25 protein-coding genes are annotated in these 23,189 nt (G+C 66.6%); 12 read left to right on the top strand and 13 right to left on the bottom strand.

The genetic code is table 11. The features are described from left to right. Positions 1-36: 36 nt before the first annotated feature. Both rlmN and AC2D9V_RS04440 read right to left on the bottom strand, forming a co-directional pair. Positions 37-1,209: a dual-specificity RNA methyltransferase RlmN gene (gene rlmN, locus AC2D9V_RS04445; RefSeq protein WP_484712822.1), complete on the bottom strand. Its 1,173-nt coding sequence runs from the start codon at positions 1,207-1,209 to the stop codon at positions 37-39. A gap of 120 nt (positions 1,210-1,329) precedes the next feature. Continuing rightward, on the bottom strand, positions 1,330-1,848 hold the full coding sequence (locus AC2D9V_RS04440; RefSeq protein WP_484712821.1) for an invasion associated locus B family protein: 519 nt from the start codon (positions 1,846-1,848) through the stop codon (positions 1,330-1,332). A gap of 168 nt (positions 1,849-2,016) precedes the next feature. Between AC2D9V_RS04440 and AC2D9V_RS04435 the strand changes: the two genes are divergently transcribed. Both AC2D9V_RS04435 and AC2D9V_RS04430 read left to right on the top strand, forming a co-directional pair. Next, on the top strand, positions 2,017-3,009 hold the full coding sequence (locus tag AC2D9V_RS04435) for an asparaginase (RefSeq protein ID WP_484712820.1): 993 nt from the start codon (positions 2,017-2,019) through the stop codon (positions 3,007-3,009). A gap of 53 nt (positions 3,010-3,062) precedes the next feature. Then, positions 3,063-3,407 (top strand): DUF2794 domain-containing protein, encoded by a 345-nt coding sequence (locus tag AC2D9V_RS04430; RefSeq protein ID WP_484712819.1) that lies wholly within the window; start codon positions 3,063-3,065, stop codon positions 3,405-3,407. 86 nt (positions 3,408-3,493) lie between these two features. Here AC2D9V_RS04430 and AC2D9V_RS04425 read toward each other — a convergent pair whose 3' ends face one another. From AC2D9V_RS04425 to AC2D9V_RS04415, 3 genes are all read right to left on the bottom strand, one after another. Next, positions 3,494-4,309 carry a C40 family peptidase gene (locus AC2D9V_RS04425; RefSeq protein ID WP_484712818.1) on the bottom strand — a complete coding sequence of 272 codons (816 nt, stop codon included), beginning with the start codon at positions 4,307-4,309 and terminating at the stop codon, positions 3,494-3,496. Further along, a complete protein-coding gene (locus AC2D9V_RS04420) occupies positions 4,309-5,706 on the bottom strand; it encodes a leucyl aminopeptidase family protein (protein WP_484712817.1) in 1,398 nt (465 codons plus the stop codon). The genes AC2D9V_RS04425 and AC2D9V_RS04420 overlap by 1 nt, the downstream gene beginning before the upstream one ends. A 224-nt stretch (positions 5,707-5,930) precedes the next feature. Next, positions 5,931-6,311, bottom strand: a complete 381-nt coding sequence (locus AC2D9V_RS04415) for a hypothetical protein (RefSeq protein WP_484712816.1) — start codon at positions 6,309-6,311, stop codon at positions 5,931-5,933. 154 nt (positions 6,312-6,465) lie between these two features. On the opposite strand from AC2D9V_RS04415, the gene AC2D9V_RS04410 reads away from it, so the two are divergent. From AC2D9V_RS04410 to AC2D9V_RS04400, 3 genes are all read left to right on the top strand, one after another. Beyond that, on the top strand, positions 6,466-7,113 hold the full coding sequence (locus tag AC2D9V_RS04410; protein WP_484712815.1) for a carbonic anhydrase: 648 nt from the start codon (positions 6,466-6,468) through the stop codon (positions 7,111-7,113). Between the two features lie 148 nt (positions 7,114-7,261). Then, the gene (locus tag AC2D9V_RS04405) at positions 7,262-8,671 is read left to right on the top strand and encodes an FAD-binding oxidoreductase (RefSeq protein ID WP_484712814.1); all 1,410 of its coding nucleotides are present in this window, start codon (positions 7,262-7,264) and stop codon (positions 8,669-8,671) included. A 122-nt stretch (positions 8,672-8,793) separates the two neighbouring features. Continuing rightward, a complete protein-coding gene (locus AC2D9V_RS04400) occupies positions 8,794-9,987 on the top strand; it encodes an MFS transporter (protein WP_484712813.1) in 1,194 nt (397 codons plus the stop codon). A gap of 1 nt (position 9,988) precedes the next feature. Here AC2D9V_RS04400 and AC2D9V_RS04395 read toward each other — a convergent pair whose 3' ends face one another. Next, a complete protein-coding gene (locus AC2D9V_RS04395; RefSeq protein ID WP_484712812.1) occupies positions 9,989-10,432 on the bottom strand; it encodes an ion channel in 444 nt (147 codons plus the stop codon). Positions 10,433-10,481: 49 nt separating this feature from the next. Between AC2D9V_RS04395 and smpB the strand changes: the two genes are divergently transcribed. From smpB to AC2D9V_RS04365, 6 genes are all read left to right on the top strand, one after another. Beyond that, the gene (gene smpB / locus AC2D9V_RS04390) at positions 10,482-10,961 is read left to right on the top strand and encodes an SsrA-binding protein SmpB (RefSeq protein WP_484712811.1); all 480 of its coding nucleotides are present in this window, start codon (positions 10,482-10,484) and stop codon (positions 10,959-10,961) included. A 138-nt stretch (positions 10,962-11,099) separates the two neighbouring features. Continuing rightward, positions 11,100-11,387: a hypothetical protein gene (locus tag AC2D9V_RS04385; protein ID WP_484712810.1), complete on the top strand. Its 288-nt coding sequence runs from the start codon at positions 11,100-11,102 to the stop codon at positions 11,385-11,387. A 96-nt stretch (positions 11,388-11,483) separates the two neighbouring features. Further along, positions 11,484-12,347 (top strand): 3-mercaptopyruvate sulfurtransferase, encoded by an 864-nt coding sequence (sseA, locus tag AC2D9V_RS04380; RefSeq protein WP_484712809.1) that lies wholly within the window; start codon positions 11,484-11,486, stop codon positions 12,345-12,347. Next, entirely contained in the window at positions 12,348-12,851 is a 504-nt protein-coding gene (locus AC2D9V_RS04375; RefSeq protein ID WP_484712808.1) for a hypothetical protein, read from the top strand. A gap of 19 nt (positions 12,852-12,870) precedes the next feature. After that, positions 12,871-14,046: an amino acid aminotransferase gene (locus tag AC2D9V_RS04370; protein ID WP_484712807.1), complete on the top strand. Its 1,176-nt coding sequence runs from the start codon at positions 12,871-12,873 to the stop codon at positions 14,044-14,046. Positions 14,047-14,052: 6 nt separating this feature from the next. Next, complete coding sequence (locus tag AC2D9V_RS04365; RefSeq protein ID WP_484712806.1) at positions 14,053-14,931, top strand: DMT family transporter; 879 nt, start codon at positions 14,053-14,055, stop codon at positions 14,929-14,931. On the opposite strand, the gene AC2D9V_RS04360 is transcribed toward AC2D9V_RS04365, so the two are convergent. From AC2D9V_RS04360 to AC2D9V_RS04350, 3 genes are all read right to left on the bottom strand, one after another. Then, positions 14,912-15,793 carry a DMT family transporter gene (locus AC2D9V_RS04360; RefSeq protein WP_484712805.1) on the bottom strand — a complete coding sequence of 294 codons (882 nt, stop codon included), beginning with the start codon at positions 15,791-15,793 and terminating at the stop codon, positions 14,912-14,914. The two genes, AC2D9V_RS04365 and AC2D9V_RS04360, sit on opposite strands and share 20 nt — an antisense overlap. 201 nt (positions 15,794-15,994) lie before the next feature. Beyond that, complete coding sequence (locus AC2D9V_RS04355; RefSeq protein ID WP_484712804.1) at positions 15,995-17,362, bottom strand: ammonium transporter; 1,368 nt, start codon at positions 17,360-17,362, stop codon at positions 15,995-15,997. A gap of 28 nt (positions 17,363-17,390) precedes the next feature. Then, entirely contained in the window at positions 17,391-17,729 is a 339-nt protein-coding gene (locus AC2D9V_RS04350; protein ID WP_484712803.1) for a P-II family nitrogen regulator, read from the bottom strand. A gap of 280 nt (positions 17,730-18,009) precedes the next feature. On the opposite strand from AC2D9V_RS04350, the gene AC2D9V_RS04345 reads away from it, so the two are divergent. Then, positions 18,010-20,229: a transglycosylase domain-containing protein gene (locus AC2D9V_RS04345; RefSeq protein ID WP_484712802.1), complete on the top strand. Its 2,220-nt coding sequence runs from the start codon at positions 18,010-18,012 to the stop codon at positions 20,227-20,229. Positions 20,230-20,244: 15 nt separating this feature from the next. Here AC2D9V_RS04345 and AC2D9V_RS04340 read toward each other — a convergent pair whose 3' ends face one another. The 4 genes from AC2D9V_RS04340 to argB all read right to left on the bottom strand — a co-directional run bounded on the left by AC2D9V_RS04340 (position 20,245) and on the right by argB (position 23,120). Then, positions 20,245-20,694, bottom strand: coding sequence for a bleomycin resistance protein (locus AC2D9V_RS04340; RefSeq protein WP_484712801.1), 450 nt, complete (start codon positions 20,692-20,694; stop codon positions 20,245-20,247). Positions 20,695-20,703: 9 nt separating this feature from the next. Further along, positions 20,704-21,312 (bottom strand): MlaC/ttg2D family ABC transporter substrate-binding protein, encoded by a 609-nt coding sequence (locus AC2D9V_RS04335; protein WP_484712800.1) that lies wholly within the window; start codon positions 21,310-21,312, stop codon positions 20,704-20,706. Further along, positions 21,302-22,090 (bottom strand): MlaA family lipoprotein, encoded by a 789-nt coding sequence (locus tag AC2D9V_RS04330; RefSeq protein ID WP_484712799.1) that lies wholly within the window; start codon positions 22,088-22,090, stop codon positions 21,302-21,304. Before AC2D9V_RS04330 ends, AC2D9V_RS04335 begins: the two co-directional genes overlap by 11 nt. Positions 22,091-22,241: 151 nt before the next feature. Next, entirely contained in the window at positions 22,242-23,120 is an 879-nt protein-coding gene (argB, locus tag AC2D9V_RS04325; RefSeq protein WP_484713404.1) for an acetylglutamate kinase, read from the bottom strand. Positions 23,121-23,189 lie beyond the last annotated feature (69 nt).

Here is a 23,189-nt window from a genome sequence, read left to right as displayed (position 1 = left end):
GATTGTTCCTGCACCGGGACGCCCGGAGGCGGGGTCTTACAGCCCCGCTTCGGCGGCGATCTCGGCCTTCGATTTCCGGGCGCGTTCGGTCGCGGATTTCAGCTGACCGCAAGCGGCCATGATATCCTCGCCGCGCGGGGTACGGATCGGGGTGGCAAAGCCGGCATGGTAGAGGATGTCAGCAAAGGCGTGGATCCGGTTGCCGGAGGACCGCTTGTAGGGCGCACCGGGCCATTCGTTGAAGGGGATCAGGTTCACCTTCGCCGGGATACCTTCCAGAAGCTTCACCAGCCGGTGAGCGTCTTCCTTGGTGTCGTTCACGCCGTCCAGCATCACGTATTCAAACGTGATCCGCTCCGAGTTCGACAGGTTCGGGTAGCTTTTCAGCGCCTCCAGGAGCGTCGCGATTTTCCAGCGCTTGTTGATCGGGACCAGCACATCGCGGACCTCATCCGTCGTCGCGTGGAAGCTGACGGCAAGCTGGCAGCCGATCTCGGTCGCAGTGCGGGCAATCTCTGGCACCACGCCGCTGGTCGACAGCGTGATCCGACGGCGGCCAAGCGCAATCCCTTCGCCATCCATCACGATCCGCATCGCGTCGCGGACGTTCTCGAAGTTGTAAAGCGGCTCGCCCATCCCCATCAGGACGATGTTCGAGATCAGCCGCACCTCTTCCTTCGGCGCGCCCGGAACCGGCCATTCGTCAAGATCGTCGCGGGCCATCATCACCTGGCCGACGATCTCGGCTGCCGTCAGGTTCCGGACCAGCTTTTGCGTGCCGGTATGGCAGAAGGAACAGGTCAGCGTGCAGCCGACCTGGGAGGAGATGCAGAGCGTGCCCCGGTCGGTTTCGGGGATGTAGACGACCTCGACCTCATGCCCACCGGCGATGCGGACCAGGTACTTGCGGGTGCCATCCTCGGAAATCTGCCGGGTGACGACCTCGGGGATCTCGATGGTGAAGTTCTCGGCCAGCAGGGCGCGATAGTCCTTGGCGAGGTTCGTCATCAGCGCAAAGTCGCGGACGCCCCAGTGATAGACCCATTGCCAGACCTGCCCGACCCGCATCTTCGCCTGCTTTTCCGGCGTGCCGGCGGCGATCAGCGCGTCACGCAGGGCGTCGCGGGTCAGGCCGACGATATTGGTCTTTCCCCCCGCGGGAAGCTTGCGGGGCAAGGTCAGCACGTCTTGCGTGATGGGGGCGGTCATTTGGCAGATCCTTTCACGGGGCCTTGTCACAGGCGATCTGATTGTCGGGCGGATATAGGCGAGGCGGCACCAAAAGAAAAGCGCCCCGCGAAGGGGCGCCTGTCTGCCGGGACTGCGGCCTTACTGGCAGCGCTTTTCGGCGTCTTCCATCGCCGCGGTGAACCCGCGAAGCGAGAAGGTGTCGGCCGTCTGCGTGCCGCGGCCCGAGCGGGCGGTCAGCGTTGCCGAGGTCCCCGCCTTCAGCGCCGCCAGCAGCTTGGCGTCATCCTCGGCGCTGCCCGGCCAGGCCCATTCGCCATCGGTGAAAAGCTGGTAGGGCTGGCCGTCGATCGAAACCTCGACCGTCGACCCGCCCGCAAAGGGATAGCCGCCGGTAAAGCTGATCTCGCCCGGCTTGCCGGGACGGAAGGTCACGAACAAGAGGATGTCGCCGCGCCGCACGCTGACCGGCTGGCCGTCGCGGGTGTTCACCGACTCCTTCGGTTTCGAGACACCCCAGCATTCCTTCGGGTCTTCCTCGGTAAAGACGTTCCAGTCGGTCATCGTGGCGACCCGGTTCGTCGATTCCTGTGCGTTGGCGACCGTTGCCGTCAGCCCAACCGCTGCTACGGCAAGCGCGCGACCGATAAGGGAAGTCATGTCTTTCGCAGCCTCCAAGCTGTCTTTCTCTACCCCGGCCTGCCAAGCCTCGGTGGCCCTTTTGGCTGGCGCTCGGCGGTTCTACCCGATATCGAAGCCATAATCAAAAGCACCCAACCGCGAAAGCCCCATGGGCGACAATTCGCGCATATGTTACGGGGATTTCCCATGTCTTCACAGCCGATGGTCGAGCTTTGGCGCGGCGGTCTTCTGGAAAGCGCGCATGCCGGCCATGCCGTGATCTGGGGGCCGGGCGGGATCGAGGCGGCCTGGGGTGACCCGGCCACGGTGATCTTCCCGCGGTCCTCCTGCAAGATGATCCAGGCCTTGCCGCTGGTCGAGACCGGCGCCGCCGATGCAGCCGGGCTGACCGAGGCGCATCTTGCCTTCGCCTGCGCCAGCCACCAGGGCGAGGCGCGGCATGTGGGCATGGCGCGCGACTGGCTGGCCTCGCTCGGCCTGTCTGAGCCTGACCTCCGCTGCGGCGCGCATGAACCCTATGACCACGTGGAGCGTGACCGCCTGATCAAGACCGACGAAAGCCCCTGCCAGCTGCACAACAACTGCTCGGGCAAGCATTGCGGCTTCCTGACCGTGACGAAGCACCTTGGCGCGGGACCGGAATATGTCGAGATCGACCACCCCCTCCAGCGCGCCATCCGGGCCGCGACCGAAGAGACGACGGGCGAAACCATCGCCGGCTCGGGCGTCGACGGCTGCTCGGCCCCGAACTTTGCTGTCACGGTCGCGGGGCTGGCCCGGGCGATGCAGTCCTTCGCGGCGGCAACCGGGTCGGGCGGGGTGCGCGACCGGGCGATGCACCGCCTCGTCCGGGCGATGGCCACCTACCCCGAGCTTGTCGCCGGCGAGGGACGGTCCTGCACCGAGCTGATGCGGGCGATGGGCCACAAGGTCGCGATCAAGACCGGGGCCGAGGCGGTGTTCGTCGCCATCATCCCCGAACAGAAGCGGGGCATCGCGTTGAAGATCACCGACGGCAACAGCCGCGGCTCCGAAGGCGCGATCACCGCCCTTCTGGTGCGGCTGGGCGTCCTTGACCCCGCGCATCCGGCGGCGCTGAAGCGGCTGGGCGGCCCGATCCGCAACTGGCGCGGGCTGGAAACCGGCCTTGTCCGGCTCGCCCCCGGGTTTCCCGACTGACCCGGTGCCATCTGGATGGTTGATTTGAAGACCGAAGCGCGTAAGCTTTCGGGATGAATGCCGAAGCGCCGATCCCCTTTCCGCAGTCCGACCGGGTCCAGGATCAGGTCAGCTTCGACCGCAAGGAGCTTGGGCTGATCCTGCGCGTCTACGGGCGGATGGTGGCGGCGGGCGAATGGCGCGATTACGCGATCACCGCGATGCGCGACCTTGCGGTCTTCAGCGTCTTCCGCCGGACGGCTGAAACCCCGCTCTACCGGATCGAAAAGCGCCCGAAGCTGCGGGCGCGCCAGGGGCTTTACGCCGTCGTCGGCATGGACGGCCAGGTCCTCCGCCGGGGGCATGACCTTGACCAGGTGCTGAAGGTGCTGGAACGGCGGCTGATCGGCCCGGTCTGAGCCCCTCTTCACCTCCTCGTGCGACTTCGTCTTCTCGTCGGTCCGGCCCTGCGAGGGGTGCCGAAGGCATCGACGAGCCGCCCCTGTCAGACCCTCTGGCGCGCCTGTACCAGCCCGCCGCCCCCGGATGAGATCCGGCTGACCGCATCGCGGATGCCTTCATAAGCGACCGACATCGTGCTGCCGTTGGCGTGGATCAGCACATCCGGGTTCACCACCATCGCGACATGGCCCTTCCAGAAGATCAGGTCACCGCGCCGCAGCGCCTCTTCCGGTGCAAGACCGCGCCCCATTTCCATCTGCATGTCGCTGTCGCCGGGGCATTCGCGCCCGCAGGCATGCATTGCCACTTGGACCAGCCCGGAACAGTCGATCCCGAAGCGCGAGTTGCCGCCCCAGAGGTAGGGCGTGCCCAGAAGGCTCTCTGCGACCGTCACCGGGTCCGGCGCCCATTGGTCCACCGGGCGGATATGGGTCAGGGGCACATAGCCGTGCGGCGTGCTGGCCCAGGCCCCCCATGACCCGGTGACCGCCAGCCGCGTGCCGATGCTCAGCGCGGCAAGGTCCTTTGCCTGCACCACCGGCTCGGCATAAAGATGCGACCCCGGTGCCACGACCCAGTGGGTGGGTTCCGGACCCCGCCCGATCGCCTCTTCCGCGATCCAGCCGCAATATCCGTCGCGCCGGGCCTGCACGAAGACATGGCCCCGGTCGCGGTCGATGACCGTGACCGCGCTGCCCAGAAGCAGTTGCCGCTGCCGCGCGCCGCCGGGGCTGTCCAGAAGGTCGGCGACCGGCCGCATGACCTGCGCCGGCTCGCCTTCCGTGTAGGGAGCGACAAGCTCGCCTTTGAGACTGGCGAGGGCGACCCGCCCCGAGAACGGCTTCAGCCTGCGATCCATCAGCATTCCTTCCATCCCAACATGTCTGGCAGTGCTCCAAGCAAGGCCCGCGCGCCCTGACCGACACCACCCTTGGGGCGGGCCGGCATGTCGCTTGGGGTATGACCATAGATATCGAAGTGAACGTAGCGGGGCACGCTCACAAAGCGCCGCAGGAACAGGGCGGCGGTGATCGACCCGGCAAAGCCGAAGCCGGGCGCGTTGTCGAGATCGGCAATCCCCGGTTCGATCACGTGCTCATAGGGGGTGTGGAACGGCATGCGCCAGACTGGATCGAACCCGGCGGCGGCTCCCGCCTCAAGGGCCGCCGCGATCCCAGGATCGTCGGTGTAGTAGGGCGCAAGGTCGGGGCCGACGGCCACCCGGGCGGCACCCGTCAGCGTGGCCATGCTGACAAGCACATCCGGCGGGTCCTCGCAGGCCAGCGCCAGCGCATCGGCCAGCACCAGCCGGCCTTCGGCGTCGGTGTCGTTCACCTCGACCGTAAGGCCCTTGCGGCTGGTCAGGATGTCCTTCGGTTTCAGGGCATTGCCGGAAATCACGTTCTCGACCGCCGGGATCAGCACCCGAAGGCGCAGGGGCAGGTTCAGCGCCATGATCATCTGCGCAAGGCCCAGCACGGTGGCCGCGCCCCCCATGTCCTTCTTCATCAGCGCCATGCCTGAGGATGGCTTGATGTTCAGGCCCCCGGTATCGAAGCAGACCCCCTTGCCGACCAGCGTCAGCTTCGGCCCCGTGCTGCCCCAGTGCAGGTCGATCAGCCGTGGCGCACGCGGGCTGGCGCGACCAACGGCGTGGATCATCGGAAAATTTGCCGCGAGAAGCTCGTCGCCTGCCGTGACGGCGACCGAGGCACCGAAGCGGATGCCTAGATCGCGCGCGGCTTGCTCAAGTTCGGCCGGACCCATGTCCTGCGCGGGCGTGTTGATCAGGTCGCGGGTCAGGGCCTCGCCTTCCGCCATGGCCAGAAGGGTGGCCGCATCAAGGCCAGCCGGACAGATCAGCTCCGCCCGCTCGCTTGTCTTCCGGTCGGGGCGGTAGCGGTCGAAGCGGTAGCCGGACAGCAGCCAGCCAAGGGCGCATTCCGTCCGCTCGGCGGGCGACAGTGCCCCCGACAGGCGCCACGCCCCGGGGGGCAGGCGGTCGACCACCTTCGCCAGAATGAACCGCTGCCGCCGCCCGGCATCGACCGTCCCGATCCCCGCCACCGCCGCTGCGATCCCGCCATCGGTGCCGGGCAGAAGGCAAAGCTCACCCGGCTGCGCCTTGAACCCGGTCGCTGCCAGCCAAGAGGCCCAGAGGCTGCCCTCATTGTCGCTGAACGCCGCCACCTCGTCCGGGCGCAGCACATGCAGCGGACGCGAGGGGGCGGAGGGGTCGGCAAAGCTGAAGGGCATGTCTGATTGCCTGGCTGGACTGGGCTGACGCCTAGTTGGATGATTTTCCTGACACCTTGCAAGGTGTTACGCGCGCACCCGCAGGCATTTGGCCGGCCCGCGGGATTAATCCCCGAACGGACTTGCGGACTGTCAAGCGGGCCGCATCACCCGTTTGGACTTCGAATTGCATCCGGCCCTCGACAGAACAACCTCACCGTGCATTGCCCGGGATGGACGAATCTTCAGCCGGAGCTGTCTGCCATCCCGGAATGGGGCGAAAGTGACCGTTCCGCGACCCGGACAAGGCGGGCCCAGACCGCCGCAAAGGCAGTGCTGTCCGCCCGTTCCAGGCAGATCCGGGAATCCCGGGCCACCGCAGAGAGGCTGCAGAGGCCAAGGTCGTCGGCCAGCCGGCCAAGCCGGACCAGGTGATCCGACACATCCCGCAGGTCCTGCGACCGGACCGTTTCGGCCAGCCGGGCCATGGTGAGGGCAAGCTCGGCCAGGGATCGCGCCACGATCTTCTCCGCCGTCGGCGCGCCGAGGTTGCGATAGATCGCGGCGATCGCCTCGACATCCTGACGCACCACCTCTCTGGGGATGAGAGCCGTCACCCTTGCCATCTGAACACCCGATTTCCCACACCGACCCGGACCCGATGCTGCAAGGCGATGCTGAAGAATTGGTTGCCCGACTACGGTCGGGGATGGCTTTTACCTCTCGAATTCTCGGCAAATGCCGCATAGGGAAGGGGGTGCGACCGTCAGAAGGTGGCCCATGACCCCGATCCGCCCCTTGCCCGCCTACCTCGTCCAGCGCTTCCAGGGCTGGCGCGCGACGACCTATACCGAGAACCGGGCCTGGTACCGCCGTCTTGCGGCCTCGGGGCAGCATCCGCGGGCGATGGTGATCTCGTGCTGCGACAGCCGCGTGCATGTGACCAGTATCTTCGGGGCGGATGAGGGGGAGTTCTTCATCCACCGCAACGTCGCCAACCTGGTGCCGCCCTACAACCCGGACGGCGATTATCACGGGACCTCGGCAGCGGTGGAATATGCCGTCACCGGCCTTGGGGTCGCGCATATCGTCGTCCTCGGACATTCCAACTGCGGCGGGGTGAAGGGGTGCCACGACATGTGCCGCGGCCTTGCCCCCGAACTGGAAGAAAAGACCAGCTTCGTCGGGCGCTGGATGGACATCCTGCGCCCCGGGTTCGAGAAGGTCGCTGGCCTGCCGCCCGAGACGATCCTGCCCGCGCTGGAAAAGCAGGCGGTGCTGACCAGCCTTGAGAACCTCCTGACCTTCCCCTTCGTGCGCGCGGCGGTCGAGGACGACCGGCTGACCCTGCATGGCCTTTGGACCGACACCGGCGAGGGCGGGCTGGAACAGTACGATCCGGCCCGCGAAGGCTTTGTCCCGGTCTAGTGACCACAGTGGTCAAATTTGGATAATTCCATCGTATCAAGGACTTGTCTGTGGGCATTTACCAAAACTTAGGACCTGTCCACGCCTGCCGGACTTGCCGCCCCACCCTGCCGGGCCTAGGTTCGGCGCAGAATGTGCGGGGGCGGCGATGGGGCTGATCGAGGATCTTCAGGCGGCGGTGGGCAAGGCCAACGTGCTGACCGGGGCGGACACGGGACGCCACGCACGGGACTGGATGGGCAAGTATGAGGGCGCTCCGCTTGCCGTGGTCCGTCCGGGCGATACCGCCGAAGTCTCGGCCTGCGTGAAGATCGCCGCCGCCCACGGCCTTCCCATCGTCCCGATCGGCGGCAATACCGGGCTTGTCGGCGGCACGATGACCAAGGGCGGGCTGATGCTGAGCCTGGAGCGGATGAACCGCATCCGCGCCCTGAAGCCCGAGGCCCGGCTGGTGGTGGCCGAGGCGGGCACGGTGCTGACCCGGCTGCATGAGGCGGCAGAGGCGGAGGGCCTTTACTTCCCGCTGTGGTTCGGGGCTCGCGGGTCGGCGATGCTGGGCGGGGTCCTGTCCACCAATGCCGGTGGCTCGAATGTGCTGCGCTACGGGTCCACGCGCGCCCTGTGCCTGGGGCTCGAGGTGGTGCTGGCCGACGGGCGCGTCCTGAACCTGATGAGCGAGCTTCATAAGGACAATTCCGGCTATGACCTGAAGCAGATGTTCATCGGCGCGGAAGGCACTCTGGGCATCATCACGGCAGCGGTGATGAAGCTGGTTCCCGCCCCCCGCGCCCATGCGACGGCGACAGTGGCCGCGCGGTCGCTGCCCGAGGCGCTGGTGCTTCTGAACCGGATGCAGGAGGCGACCGGCGGCCGGGTCGAGGCCTTCGAGTTCATGCCCCGCACCTATTCCGACCGCCTCAAGGTTGCGCGGCCCGATCTTGGCTTGCCCTTCGACACCATTCCCGAGGTGACCATCCTGATCGAGGCCGCGACCACCGCCCCGGCCGAGGCGGAACCGGATGCCGAAGGCGTGGTGCCGCTGGTCGGCGTGCTGGAGCGGGTACTGGCCGACATGCTGGAGGCTGGCCTCATCCAGGACGCCGTCGTCGCCCGCAGCGAACAGCAGCGCCGAGCGATGTGGGCGCGGCGCGAGGCGGCGGCAGAGATCACGGTGGGCCTCGTCCCGGCAGTCGATACCGATGTCTGCCTGCCCCTGGACCGGGTGGACTCCTTCGTGACCGAGGCATTGCGGCGGCTGGAGGCGCTGGACCCCGGCCTCCGCAGCCTGACGGTGGCGCATCTGGGCGACGGGAACCTGCATTTCACCGCCTTCCCGACCCGGGATGACCCCCTGCTGAAGGACCGGGTGATGGAGGTGGTCGAGGACGTGGTTGGCGAGCTCGGCGGCAGTTTCTCGGCCGAACACGGGGTGGGACTGTCCAAGCTGAACTCGATGGCACGGCGCAAGAACCCGGTGGCGCTGGATGTCATGCGCGCGGTCAAGCAGGCGCTGGACCCCGAAGGGCGGATGAACCCGGGGAAGGTCATTCCGGGGTAGGCAAAGCGCACGAGCCTTGAGGAAGGTCACGATTTGTCGACGAAAAATCGTGTTGGTCCGCTGGGCGATGCCGCGTATTGACTGCCTTGCGCCGAAGATCGGGGCAGGCTAGCCCTGCGCCCATGTCCGCGATCCGCCTCTGCCTGACCGACCCCGCGCTGCGTGCGGCGGGGCTGGTGATTGCCCTGCAAGGCGCCATCGTCTGCAGTTTCGGGCCCTATTTCAGCACACTGGCGGTCAAGACCTACGGCTTTGGCGATGCGGGCTTTGCGGTTCTACTGGCCATCGCCTCGCTGGTGTCGGTCGGGGCCTCGGTCGTGGGCGGAATCCGGGCCGACCAGACGGCGAAGCGGCGACAGGTGACGCTGATCTCGGTCCTGTCGCTGACGCTTGGGATGGTCCTCATGACGCTGGTCCCCGGGCCTTGGGTCTTTGCACTGTCTTTCGCGGTTCTGTTCCCGGTGGGCGCGCTGACCTTTGGCCAGGTCTTCGCGCTGGCGCGGCTGGCCGCCTCTCGCCACTCGGAGGCAGAGCGCGACGGGATCATGGCGGTGATCCGGGCGCTTTTCGCGGCACCCTTCGTGGTGGTCCTGCCGGTCTGGTCGCTGGTCTTTGCCCAAGGGCTGGAGGTGACGGCGGTCTTTCCGGTCGGGCTGGTCCTGTCACTTCTGATGCTGGGCGTCGTTCTGCGGCAGTGGCCCAAGGACGGGATTGCGGCCTGGGAGGACGGGCCGAGCGGCCTCAGCTTTCGCGCCTCGCTGGGCGAGATCGGGCAGCCGGGGCTGGCCTTGCGGGTGGTGGCGCTAGGGGCGGTGCTGTCGGCGGCGGCGCTTTACATCGCGCTTGTGTCGCTGGTCATGGTGCCAGAGGTCGGGCGCGGGACGGCGGATGTGGCGCTTTACGTGGGGCTGGTCGCGGGGCTTGAGGTGCCCTTCATGCTGATGCTTTCCCGCCTGACCCGGGGGTGGGACCGGACCCGTCTGATCATGATCGGGGCGGCGCTTTACGGCGTTCACGTGGCGCTGCTGCCGGTACTGGCGGGGTCCTGGGCGGTCTGGCTGCTGGTGCTGCCGGCGGCGATCGGCGGGGCGGTGACGCTGACGGTGCCGATCGCCTATCTGCAGGACCTTCTGGCCGACCGGCCGGGGGCGGGGGCGAGCCTGATGGCCGTGCAGCGGCTGGCAGGCGACGTGATCGCGGCGATCTGCTTTGCGCTGGGCACGCTTGTGGCCGGCTATGGCACGGTGGCGCTGCTGGGCGTTGTCGTCTCGCTTGCCGCGGCGGTCGCGCTATGGGCGGCGGACCGGCGCGCCTGAGTCAGGTCTGGTCGCGGCGGTGGTCAAGCTGCGCAAGGCGGACCTGGCGCAGCGCCTCGACCATCAGCGCGGTCAGAAGGCCGAAGCTGAGGAAGCCGTTCACCGACGCCATGACGCTGAGGATGCGCCATTCCTGCGGGGCGACGACATCGCCGAGGCCGAGCGTGGTGAAGGCCACGAGCGAGAAGTAGACCGCCTCTTCCACCGACGGAAAGGCACCCAGCGCCCAGAGCGACAGGGCCCAGGTCCAGACGCAGACGGTGACGACGCCCAGCACCCAGATGCCGACGAAGACCAGCATCAGAAGAAGCTTCGGCCGCTGTGGCGCGCTGAGAAGCCAGTGGTGCCCCCGGCGGAAGGCAACCTCCAACAGGAAGGCGGCGATTGCGGCGACCATGGTATTCACCAGAAGGATCAGCGTGCCGATGGCAATCTGGAGCAGCATTGTCAGCCTTCTGGACTAAGCCCGTGCCAGACCTTATCTGACAGCGATCATGGTGGCAAAGTCCGATCCCAATTCCAAGCTGATCGCCGAAAACCGGCGGGCGCGGTTCGATTATCACATCGAGGCCGACCTCGAGGCCGGCATCATGCTTCTGGGCTCCGAGGTGAAAAGCCTGCGCCAGGGCGGGGCGAACATCGCGGAGAGCTATGCATCCGTCGAGGGGGGCGAGCTTTGGCTGATCAACAGCTATGTGGCACCCTACCTGCAGGCCAAGACCTTCGGGCATGACGAGCGGCGGCGGCGCAAGCTTCTGGTTTCGCGCAAGGAACTGGGCCGGCTGTGGTCTGCGGTGGGCCGCGAGGGCATGACCATCGTGCCGATGAAGATGTATTTCAACGACCGCGGGATCGTCAAGCTGAAGCTTGGCATCGCCAAGGGCAAGAAGCTGGCCGACAAGCGCGAAACCTCGGCCAAGCGCGACTGGGAACGCGACAAGGCCCGGCTTATGAAGCAGAACAGCCGGGGCTGACTTTCCCCGGCGTGAGGCATTTGTTGTCTGAAACCCCCACAGATGGTAGTGTTAACGCTACCGGACACCAAGTCCGGGGGAAATGCCGGACGACCTTCGGGCGGAATCGGCGCGAAGAGGGAAGGGAATGTTATGGGTATGGAACTGATCATCCAGATCATTGCAGGTCTGGTGGGTGGCAATGCCGCAGGCGCGGGCCTGAAGAACCTCAGCCTCGGGACGACGGGGAACTCAATCGTCGGTGCGCTGGGGGGCGGGCTTGGCGGGCTGCTCCTTGGCGGGCTCGGTGGCGATGCGGGTGCGGTGGCGGATGCGGCGGCCGGTCTTGATATCGGGTCGATCATCCAGTCGGTCGCTGGTGGCGGCATCGGCGGCGCGGTGCTGACCGCGATCGTCGGCATGATCAAGAAGGCGATGGCCAAGTAAGGACCACCCAGGAAAACAAGGCGCGGACCTCGTGTTCCGCGCCTTGCGCAGACCCGGAGGGCGCGGCTATATCCCGGTGATCCCGGGAGAGCCGCCATGACCCCTTCGCCGCAGGACGACCCCAAGACGCTGGTCTCGACCGACTGGCTGGCACGCCACCTGCGCGACCCGGACCTTCGGGTGCTGGACGCAAGCTGGTATCTGCCGGACGCGGGACGCGATCCGAAGGCGGAATATGATGCCGCCCATATCCCAGGCGCGCGGTTCTTCGACATCGACGAGATTTCCGACCAGCGGTCCAGCCTGCCGCACATGGCCCCGCCGCCCGAGAAGTTCATCAGCCGGATGCGGGCGATGGGTGTGGGCGACGGGCATCAGGTGGTGGTCTACGATGGTGCCGGCATCTTCAGCGCGGCGCGGGTCTGGTGGACCTTCCGGCTGATGGGCAAGACGGATGTGGCCGTGCTGGACGGCGGCTTTCCGAAATGGCGGGCCGAGGGGCGCGAGATCGAGGACCTGCCCCCGATGATCCGCGACCGGCACATGACGATCAGCCGGCAGCACCACCTGGTGAAGGACGTCACGCAAGTCGCCCATGCCGCCAAGCTGGGCGAGGCCGAGATCATCGACGCCCGTCCGGCCGCCCGCTTCCGGGGCGAAGCGCCGGAACCGCGGCCGGGCCTGCGGTCCGGCCATATCCCGGGATCGAAAAGCCTGCCCTTCGCCGAGCTTCTGAACGCGGACGGCACGATGAAGGCCCCGGCTGCGCTGCGTGAGGCCTTTACGGCGGCGGGCGTGGACCTTGCAAAACCCGCGATCACCACCTGCGGGTCGGGGGTTACGGCGGCGGTCCTTTCGCTGGCGCTGGAACGGCTCGGCCATCGCAACCATGCGCTCTACGACGGGTCTTGGGCCGAATGGGGCATGTATGACGACCTGCGGGTCGCCACTGGCCCCTGAGTGCGTCTTATTGCGCTCAAGCTCCTGCTCACGGCGGGCGTCTGCGGCCTGATCGGCTGGAGCCTTGCGCGGCCCGACAAGGGATTTCTGGCGGAACTCGCGCTTCTTGGTCCCTGGGGCTCGGCGGTGCTTGTCCTGGGCTTCCTGCTGGCCGTGGCGCTTTATGCCCGCGACCTGCAACGGGCTCTGGAAGCGATCCCGGCACCCTTCCGCGCGGCACGCCCGAAATCGGTCTGGCTGATGTTCCTTCTGCCCTACAATTTCGTCGAGGACTTCTGGATCATCGGCAATGTCGCGGCCTCGCTGAAGGCCGAGGCCGCAGCCCGCGGTGTCACCAGGGGGACCTTCGGCCTGATCTCGGGCCTTGGCTGGTGCGCCTTGCAGATCCTTGCGCTGGTGCCGCATGAGGTGGGAAGCGTCGCGGGCCTTCTTGCCGTGCCGCTCTGGCTGTGGCACTGGGCCTATGTCCGTCGGGCAAGGGCCGTGATCATGGCCGGTGCCTGACCAACCCTTGGAAACCGCCATGCTTGAGACCCTGAACCCCCAGCCGCAGGACAAGATCCTGCAACTCATTGCCATGTTCCGGGAAGATCCCCGGACCGCGAAGATCGACCTTGGCGTCGGCGTCTACAAGGACGCGACCGGCCTGACCCCGGTCATGCGCGCGGTCAAGGCGGCCGAGAAGAAGCTTTGGGAGGTGGAGACGACCAAGACCTACACCGGTCTGGCCGGGGAGCCCGCCTACAACGCCGCCCTGGTCGAGATGATCCTGGGCAAGGGTTACGCCGACCGCGCCGCGTCCGTCGCCACACCGGGCGGGACCGGGGCGATCCGCCAGGCGCTGGAGCTGATCCGGATGGCCAACCCCAAGGCACGCGTCTGGATGTCCGCGCCGACCTGGCCGAACCACCCTTCGATCGTGAAGTATCTTGGCATGACGGGGGTGGAGTATCGCTACTTCGACGTTGCCACCTCTGGCATCGACTTTGCCGGGCTGCTGGCGGACCTTGAAGGGGTCGCGGCGGGCGATGCCGTCCTGTTGCACGGCTGCTGCCACAACCCGACCGGGGCGAACCTTGATGCCGGTCAGTGGGACCAGGTGGTCGCCCTTCTGCAGATGAAGGGCGCCGTCCCCTTCGTCGACCTCGCCTACCAGGGCTTCGGCGACGGGCTGGAAGAAGATGCCGCCGCCACCCGCAAGATCGCGGCGGCCTTCCCGGAGGTGCTGATTGCTGCGTCGTGTTCGAAGAACTTCGGCATCTACCGCGAGCGCACCGGCATCCTGGTCGCCCTGACCAGCCCGGACCGCAAGGCCGTGGTGCAGGGCAATCTCAACTTCCTGAACCGGCAGAACTACAGCTTCCCCCCCGACCACGGCGCGCGGCTGGTGACCATGATCCTTGAGGATCAGGCGCTGACCGCCGAATGGAAGACGGAACTGGAAGAGGTGCGGCAGAACATGCTGGGCCTCCGGAAGCAGCTGGCCGATGAGCTGCGCCGTGCGACGAACAGCGACCGCTTCGACTTTGTCGCGCATCACCGCGGCATGTTCAGCCGTCTGGGCCTGACCGAAGCCCAGGTGAACCGGCTGCGGGAGGAGCATGGCATCTACATGGTCGGCGACAGCCGGATCAACATCGCCGGGCTGAATACCAGGACCGTGCCGGTGCTGGCTGCTGCGATCGCGCAGGTGATCTGACCGAACATGCTGGCCGTCGCGCTTTCCCTTGCGGCGGCGGCCACTTTCGCGCTGTCGGCGATGCAGATCGACAGCGTGACGGGCCGCGTTACGGCGCTGCAACTCGCGCGTTGGCAGATGGCGCTTGCCTTCGGGATGACCGCTGCCGCCTCGCTGGTCCTTGGCGGCTGGCGGACGGTCGGGGCAAATGAGTTCCTGTGGCTGGCCGGGTCCTCGGCGGCGGGCATCATGCTGGCGACCTCGACCTATGTCGCGACGATCCAGCTGCTGGGGCCGCGCCTGAACGCGCTGGTCTTCACCCTGTCGGCGCCTTTCGCGCTGGCCTTGGGCTATGCCTTCCGGGGCGAGACGGTGAACCTCATGCAAGGCGCAGGCGTGGGGCTGATCCTTGCAGGGATCGTGCTGGCAATCATGGGTCCGGGCGGGCGCGAAGGGATGCGCGGGCCGCAGGCGCTGGGCATTGGCCTTGCGCTGGGGGTGGTGACGGCGCTGGGGCAGGCGACCGGCAGCCTGCTGGCGCGCCCGGCGATGCTGGCGGGGGTGGAACCCTTCACGGCCATGGCGATCCGGTCCGGGCTCGGGGCGCTCTTCTTCGTCGCATTGCTGGCGGTCCCGGCCCGGCGACCTGTGTCCCGGCCTGTGCCGCAGGACATCCTGCGGATCGGCGGCTCGGCACTGTCGGGCATCTTCCTCGGGATGACGCTGCTTATGGCGGCGCTTGCGGTCGGGGACGTGGGGATCGTGACCACTCTATCCTCGACCACGCCGATCCTGATCCTGCCGATGGTCTGGTGGGTGACCCGCCGCGCGCCTGCTCCGGTGGCGTGGGTCGGTGCCGCGCTTGCCGTGGCGGGGACGGCCCTGATCACTCTGGCAACGGCGTAGGCCGGCTGGCGCGCCATGCGGCCAGAAGGCCGGAAACCGCGATCAGCGCCATCCCGGCAAAGCCGAGCGCATCCGGGATCTGGGCAAATACCAGCCAGCCCAGCAGTGTGGCAAAGGCGATGTGCATGTAGTTGACCGGCGCGAGGGTCGCGGCCGGCGCCTCGCGGTAGGCCGAGGTCAGAAGAAGATGGCCCACGGTCGCGGCGGTGCCGTAGGCCAGGATCATCAGCCAGTCGAACGAGGTAGGCAGCGCCTCGACCCCGAGGAACAGCGTCAGGGCGACCGACAGGACGGTGCCGACCAGCGCGGTCTGAAACAGAAGCGCCATGGTCGTCTCGGTCCGGGTCAGGATGCGGGTCAGAAGGTGGTAGCCGGTGCCAAGGACCGCGTTCAGCAGGCACAGGGCCACCCCCAAGGGGTCAAGCCCGCTCCCCGGCCGCGCGATCAGCAGGACACCGGCAAAGCCGAGCGCGGCGCAGATCCAGCCGATGACCGGGACCTTCTCTCCCAGGATGGGGCCCGAGACGAGCATCAGAAGGACCGGGGTGATGTAGATGATCGCCACCGTCTCGGCCACCGGCATCACGCGCAGGGCCAGAAGCATTGTGATCGTGGCGCAGGCAAGGAAGAGCCCACGCAGTAGGACAAGGCCGGTGCGCTGCGTCTTCCAGACCGCACTCCGGTGGCGCGGCCACATGGTCAGAAGGACGAGGGCAAGGTTGATCCCATAGCGGGCCGACAGGATCAGCGTCGCGGCATAAAGCATCGAAAGATGCTTGCCCAGCGTGTCCCCGGCCGCAAAGAGCAGCGTCGCGGCGACGACCAGCGCCACGCCTTTCAGGGGATTGCCTTCGGGATACATGGCGGGAACCTAGCTGCGCCCTGGTGCGGAGGGAAGGGCCGGGGGCGGCTCGTCGTCGACTTCGTCGCTCCTCGCTGGGACACCGACGAGAAGACGAAGTCGCACGAGGAGGGGCCGGATGGAGTACGGCCCGCGGGGGGAGGATCCCGCGGGCCGACGCTTCAGGTGACAGGCCGGGAGGAGGAGGCCTGTCGCCGGGTCTTACGAGTGGTAGGCCTGTTCGCCGTGGGTGGTAAGGTCCAGGCCCTGACGCTCGGTATCCGCATCGACGCGCAGGCCGATGGTCATGTCGATCGCCTTGAACAGGACATAGGACACGACACCCGACCAGACGATGGTGATCAGCACGCCCTCGATCTGGATCCAGAGCTGCGCCAGCATCGCATAGTCGTCGCCCTTCACGCCGCCGAACGCTGCTGCCGAGAACACACCCGTCAGGATCGCGCCGACGATACCGCCGATGCCGTGGATGCCGAAGACGTCCAGGCTGTCGTCGTACTTCATCTTCAGCTTCACAACCGTGACGAAGAAGTAGCTGGCCAGCGTCGCGATCACGCCAAGGAGGATGGCACCCATTGGGCCGATCGTGCCGCAGGCTGGGGTTACTGCAACAAGGCCGGTCACCATGCCCGAGGCAGCGCCCAGCATCGAGGCCTTGCCGCGCTGCAGACCTTCCAGCGCGCACCAAGCCAGGGTGGCCGCGGCGGTGGCGATGAAGGTGTTGATCATCGCCAGCGTCGCGCCGCCATTGGCCTCAAGGTTCGAGCCGACGTTGAAGCCGAACCAGCCGACCCACAGCATCGATGCACCGATCATGGTCATGACCATCGAGTGCGGCGCCATGTTGTCCTTGCCGTAGCCGACCCGCTGGCCGATCACGATGCAGCCGACCAGCGCCGCGATACCGGCGTTGATGTGAACGACCGTGCCGCCGGCAAAGTCGATTGCCCCCTTGGCAAAAAGGTAGCCATTGGCATCCCAGACCATGTGGGCGATCGGGAAGTACGAGAAGGTGCCCCAGAGGACCGAGAAGACCAACACGGCCTTGAACTTCACCCGTTCGGCGAAGGCACCGATGATCAGCGCGGGCGTGATCGCCGCGAAGGTCATCTGGAAGGCGATGAACAGGTATTCCGGGATCACGTAGCCGGCGCTGAAGGTCGCGGACATGCTGTCGGCAGTGACCCCCGAGAGGAACAGTTTGCCTGTGCCGCCCCACCAGGGCGAGGTCGAACCGCCGAAGGCGAAGGAATAGCCGTAGATCACCCAGACGATCATCATCACGCAGGCAATGACCGTGGTCTGCATCAGGATCGACAGCATGTTCTTGGCGCGCACGAGGCCGCCGTAGAAGAGCGCAAGGCCGGGGATCGTCATGAAGAGGACGAGGACGGTCGAGACCATCATCCAGCTCACGTCGCCCTTGTCCATGACGGGCACGACTTCCTCGACCACTTCAGCCGCCGCCTCGGTGGCTTCGGCCGTGGCCTCCTGTGCCCAGGCGGGCAGGCTGGCAAACAGGATCGCGCCAAGCGCGCCAAGGCCAGAGTATTTCATCAGATTGCTCATTTCGGTGAGTTCCCCTTCCCCGGTTGCGTCAGAGCGCATCGTCATCGGTTTCGCCGGTGCGGACCCGCACGGCATGTTCCACGTCGACGACGAAAATCTTTCCGTCCCCGATCTTGTCCGTCTTCGCTGTCTTGGCGATGGTGGCGACCACCTGGTCGCTCAGCGCGTCCGACACGACGATCTCCAGCCGCACCTTCGGCACGAAGTTCACCGCGTATTCGGCACCGCGATATATTTCGGTGTGGCCCGACTGGCTGCCGAACCCTTTGATCTCGGTCACCATCATTCCGCGCACGCCGATGGCAGTCAGCGCCTCGCGGACCTCCTCGAGCTTGAACGGCTTGATTGCTGCAATGATGAGCTTCACATCTTTCCCCTTCTGTCTTTTTCGTCGCGACAGGGCACGGGACCCTCGACAGACATGAGGGAGGTCATTGCTGCAGCAGCACAAGGAAGTGGCCCCGCTTTGGTGACCCGCTGCGGGATGATTTGCACAATTTTTGCACTTATCGTCTGGAAAGCCGAAATTTTAGGCGCGTGTTGAACGCGAATCGATGGCGGCACTGCTTCGCTTTCATGACGATCCGGTCTATTCTGGCTGAAACAGGCCGGTAAACCGGCCGGCGTCACAATGGCGGGCAGCGGGCATGGCAGCAGGAAACGGGGGCAAGCGCCCCCTCGTGGCAGACAAGCGGTATTCCCGGGCAGCGCGCCCGGCGACGTCAGGCGGCGGGCCGAAGAAGCCTGCACCGGCAAAGCCGCGCCGCGCGCCTCGGGCCCGGACGCAGCGCCGCCAGCATGGCCTGATTGCCGGGTTCTTCATCGCGATCTGGCGAATCTTCTGGGGCATCGCCTGGCGCGGGGCGGTCATCGGCGGCCTCGTCCTCGGCGGGGTGGTCTGGTATTTCTACGCCCAACTTCCCCCGGTGGCCGATCTGATCGACGGGCGTGCGCGGGGATCTGTTACCCTGCAGGACCGCAACGGCGAGGTCTTCGCCTGGCGGGGCGAGACCTTCGGCATGATCACCGCCGACAGTGTCAGCCCCTATCTCCACGACGCTGTGGTCGCCACCGAGGACCGGCGCTTCTACTGGCATGTCGGCATCAGTCCGCGCGGCATCGCTTCGGCCATCCGCATCAACCTTTCCGAGGGCCGGGGCGCATTCGAGGGCAACGGCGGGTCGACCATTACCCAGCAGACGGCAAAGCTTCTGTGTCTTGGCGTCGCCTGGGATCCGGCGTTGTGGAAGTCCGAAGCTGATTACGAACGGGACTGCCGGCAAGGCGGCATGTGGCGCAAGATCAAGGAAGTGCCCTTCTCGCTGGCGATGGAGGTGAAGTATTCCAAGGAAGAGATCCTGACGATCTACCTCAACCGCGCCTATCTTGGCGCGGGCGCGCGCGGGTTCGAGGCGGCGGCCCAGCGCTATTTCGGCAAGTCGGCGCGGGATGTCACCCCGGCCGAGGCGGCGATGCTGGCCGGGCTTCTGAAGGCGCCCTCCACCTTTGCCCCGACCTCCAGCATGGAACGGGCGCGCAACCGGGCGAACGTGGTCATCGGCCTGATGGAAGAGCAGGGTTACCTCACGGCGGCAGAGGCCGAGGAGGCCCGCCAGAACCCCGCCCGCCTCTCCGAGGCCGCCAAGCAGAAATCCGGCGGCTATTTCGCCGACTGGGTGATGGAGACCACCCCGGATTACCTGGCACGCGACACGACCGAGGACGTGACGATCCAGACGACGCTGGATCAGGACATGCAGCGCAAGGCCGAAGAGGCGCTGGCCTGGGTCTTCGAGAACAAGGTCAAGGCAGGCTCCAAGGCGCAGGCCGCGATCGTGGTGATGAGCGCGGATGGCGCGGTCCGCGCGATGGTCGGCGGGCGCGACATCCCGAATGCGGGCGACTTCAACCGCGCGACGCAGGCCCTGCGGCAGACGGGTTCGACCTTCAAGCCCTTCATCTATGCCGTGGCGATGGACCTTGGCTACAGCCCGCTCGACTATGTCTCGGACACGCCCCTGTGCATCTACACGCCCGGGTCCGGCGACTGGTGTCCGCAGAACTATGACAAGGAATTCAAGGGCGAGATCACGCTGACCCAGGCTCTGGCCGAAAGCCGCAACATCCCGGCGGTGCGGCTGTCCGAGGCGGTGGGGCGCGATCTTGTCAGGAAGGTCGCGGCCGATTTCGGCGTGGCGCAGAACATGCCGGACGGACCGGCGCTGGCGCTGGGCGTGTCGGAATCGACGCTGATCGAGATGACGGGGGCCTTCGCCGGGATCCTGAACGGTGGCTCGTCGGTGACGCCCTACGGCCTGCAGGCGCTGACGCTGAAGGGGATGGACGAACCCCTCTTCGGCGCGGGCGGCGGCATTGGCGAGCGGGTGATCAGCGAAGGTGCTGCGCGGGCGCTGACCTACATGATGGAGCAGGTCCTGGTCTCCGGCACCGGGGGCCGCGCGCGGCTGGACGACCGCCCGGCGGCTGGCAAGACCGGCACCACGCAAAGCGCGCGGGACGCCTGGTTCGTGGGCTTCACCGCCGACTACGTCGTGGGCGTCTGGATGGGCTATGACGACAACAGCCCCCTCACCGGCGTCACCGGCGGCGGCCTGCCGGCCGAGATCTGGCACGAGGTGATGAGCCGGATCAACGAAGGCGTGGACGCAAGCCCGCTTCTGACCGAGATCCCGGATTCGACCTATGTGCCGATCGACCCCTCCACCACCGAAGGGGCGATCACGGCCGAGGAGGTTCCCTACTTCGATGGCTCGAACGCTCCCGTCTACGACGGCGGCTCCGCCGGGCAGCAGCCGGATCTAGCCGAGCAGATCATCGAGGAAGTGCTGGGGACGGCGGGGAACTGACCGGCGGCCCGACGCCTAGCTCCGCGGCACGTCCTGTTCCGGGCGCGTCCCGAGAGGCTGTACGAAGCGCAAGAGATAGCCATCCGGGTCCTGCACCAGGAACTGCCGCTGGCCGTGCTCGACATCGTCCTGCCGATACCATTCGGTTGCGACGGGCCGGTAAAGCGACAGCCCCGCTGCCTCAAGCCGCGCTGCAAGGTCTGCAACGTCTTCAACCTCGATCTGCAGGTTCAGGCCACGCCCGAATGGCGCATCCAGAGCGCCGGTCAGCCAGGACCCTTCATCCAGCTCTTCCAGCATGAGCTGGGCCTGACCAAGCTCAAGGTAGGCAAAGCCGTCTTCCGGTCGCCCGTAGCGCACCCGAAAGCCGCAGAGGTCGCGGTAGAAGCCGAGGGCCCTGTCAAGGTCGGTCACCAGAAGCTCTGGAACCAGAGCGGCCCAGTGCTCGTCCCCGCTGCCGGTCATCCCTGCACGCTAGAGCGTCGCCATGTCCGCGATCAGCCGGTCAAGATCGCCGCCGCGCTGGTCGAGAAGGGCGCCGATCTCGGTCCGTTCGGAGGCGAGCATATTCACGCCCTCGATGATGATGTTGAAGAACAGGCTCTTGCCCGCCTTGTCGCTGACGTGCCAGCGCACCTCGAACGGGGCCTCGCCCTGCAGGTAGGCGGTCGAGATCACCTCGACATAGCTTTTCACCGTGCGCGCGTCGGAAACCTCGATCCGGCCGCCGATGAACTCGCGGAAGCGGCGGCCGTACTTGCGGCTGAGATAGCCCTGGAAGGCCTTGGTGAAGGCGGAAAGCTGCGCCTTCGAAGCTGTGCGCGCCGCCGGGCCAAGGGCCGAGCGGGCGATGGTCGGCACATCGGCATTGCGGGCGAAGAGCTTTTCAAAGTCGCGCAGCATGGCGCTTTCCGACTTGCCCGAACTGATGATCGCGTTGATCTGGGCCACTGTATCGTCGACCAGCACGCGGGCCTGGTCGACCGTCAGGGCCGCAGCCGCGCGGGGAAGGCCGGCAAGAACCAGACCGGAGGCCAGCGCCAGCCCGAAGGCGCGGCGGGTCAGGGGAAGGTCATTCGGCATAGGGGTCCTCGTAGGGGTCGATAAAGTCGGAATCCGGGTCTTCGGTGGCTGCCGCCTCGGCGTCTTGACCAAGCTGGAAGCGGCGGCTCTGCAATCTCAAGAGCCGGCTTTGCGCATAGCTGTCTGCACTGTCGTATAGCAGAGAGTCGAAGGTCGCGGCGAACCGGTCGCGGTCACGAACGCGTGACACAAGCTTCACGAAGTTGGCGGCCCGCCCTTCACGCGTCGGCAGCGCATTGCTGACCGGGTTCGTGGCAAGGTCGACCAGCGTACCGAAACCGTCACGCAGGGTTGTCGGCCCGGTAAACGGCACCTCGAGGAACGGGCCTTCGCCGACGCCCCAGACGAACAGCGTCTCGCCGAAATCGGTCGTCGCCACCGGAAGCCCAAGCGCCGTCGCCGCGTCAAACACGCCGCCGACCCCCATCGTGAGGTTCGTCGCCAGCCGCAGCGTGTTCGTTGCCGCATCTTCGATGTTCAGCTGCAGGACGTCGTTTACGATGTCGCCCGGCAGGTCCAGCGTGTCGGCAAGGTTCGAGACCACCTGCTTCACCGGCTCGGGCGTGACGGCGCCAAAGCCTTGGGCCACCGGCCTCAGGACGTTGCGGTCCACTTCCTTGTTGAAGGCGTGAATCCTGCGGTTCGTGTTCTCGAAGGGATCGTTGATCTCGTCCGGGGCGGGGTTGGTCCCGGCGCAGGCACCCAGGGCGCAAAGCGCCAGAACCGCCAGCGCGACCCTTGCCACGCCGGTGGCTGCCGTTGACCCTTGGTGTTCCATGCCCGTTTTGTCCGTGCGCCTCGTCCGGGCGCCTGCCCCCTTAGGATAGTCTTGCACCACGATTGGCAAGGCTTAAGTCCCGGGCCGGACCAAGGCAACGCGGAAACGTGACCGGGAAGCCGCGCCCGGCGGGAACGCGCCCAACCGGGGCTCAGCGGCGGACGTGCGGCTTCACCCGCGGCTCGGTCGACCGGATCTGGCTGCCCGCGCCATGGTCGGTGAAAAGCTCGATCAGGCAGGCGTTGGGAATCCGTCCGTCCAGGATCGTCACCGCGCGCGTGCCCTTTTCCAGCGCCATCAGCGCGGTCTCGGTCTTGGGGATCATCCCGCCCGAGATCACGCCATCCGCCGTCATCTGCCGGATCTCGTCCGGCGTGATCTGTGTCATCACCTCGCCCGCCGCGTTCTTCACGCCCGGCACGTCGGTCAGAAGGAGCAGCCGGTCCGCCTGCAGCGCCCCGGCAATTGCGCCGGCTGCCGTATCGCCGTTGACGTTGAAGGTCTCGTTGTCCTTCATCCCGGTCCCGACGGGGGCGATCACCGGGATGATCCCGGCATTGTAAAGATCGCGCAGCACCTGCACGTTCATCTCGATGGGTCTGCCGACGAAGCCAAGCTCCGGATCGTCCGCCTCACACACCATCAGGTCGTCGTCCTTGCCCGAGATGCCGACCGCCCGGCCCCCGGCATCCATGATCGCCTGCACGATCCGCTTGTTCACGAGGCCCGAGAGGATCATCTCCACCACCTCGACGGTGGCCTTGTCGGTCACGCGCTTGCCGCGCACGAAGTCGGACTTGATCCCCAGCTTCGTCAGCATGTCGTTGATCATCGGCCCGCCGCCGTGCACGACCACCGGGTTTACGCCGACCTGCCGCATCAGCACGATGTCACGCGCGAACTCCGCCATCGCGGCATCGTCGCCCATGGCATTGCCGCCGAACTTCACCACCACCACCGCGCCGGTGAAGCGCTGGAGGTAGGGCAGGGCTTCCGACAGCATCTTTGCGGTGTTCCTGGCGTCTTGCATGGTGAGGGTCTGCTGTTTCATGGGCGGCCTCCGGATCATGCGCCGCATAAGGCTTTTGCATCGGCCTGC

This window comes from Tabrizicola sp. T46, from assembly GCF_057219895.1.
Note: the sequence above shows the minus strand (reverse complement) of the source record. Positions and strands in the feature narration are given on the sequence as shown.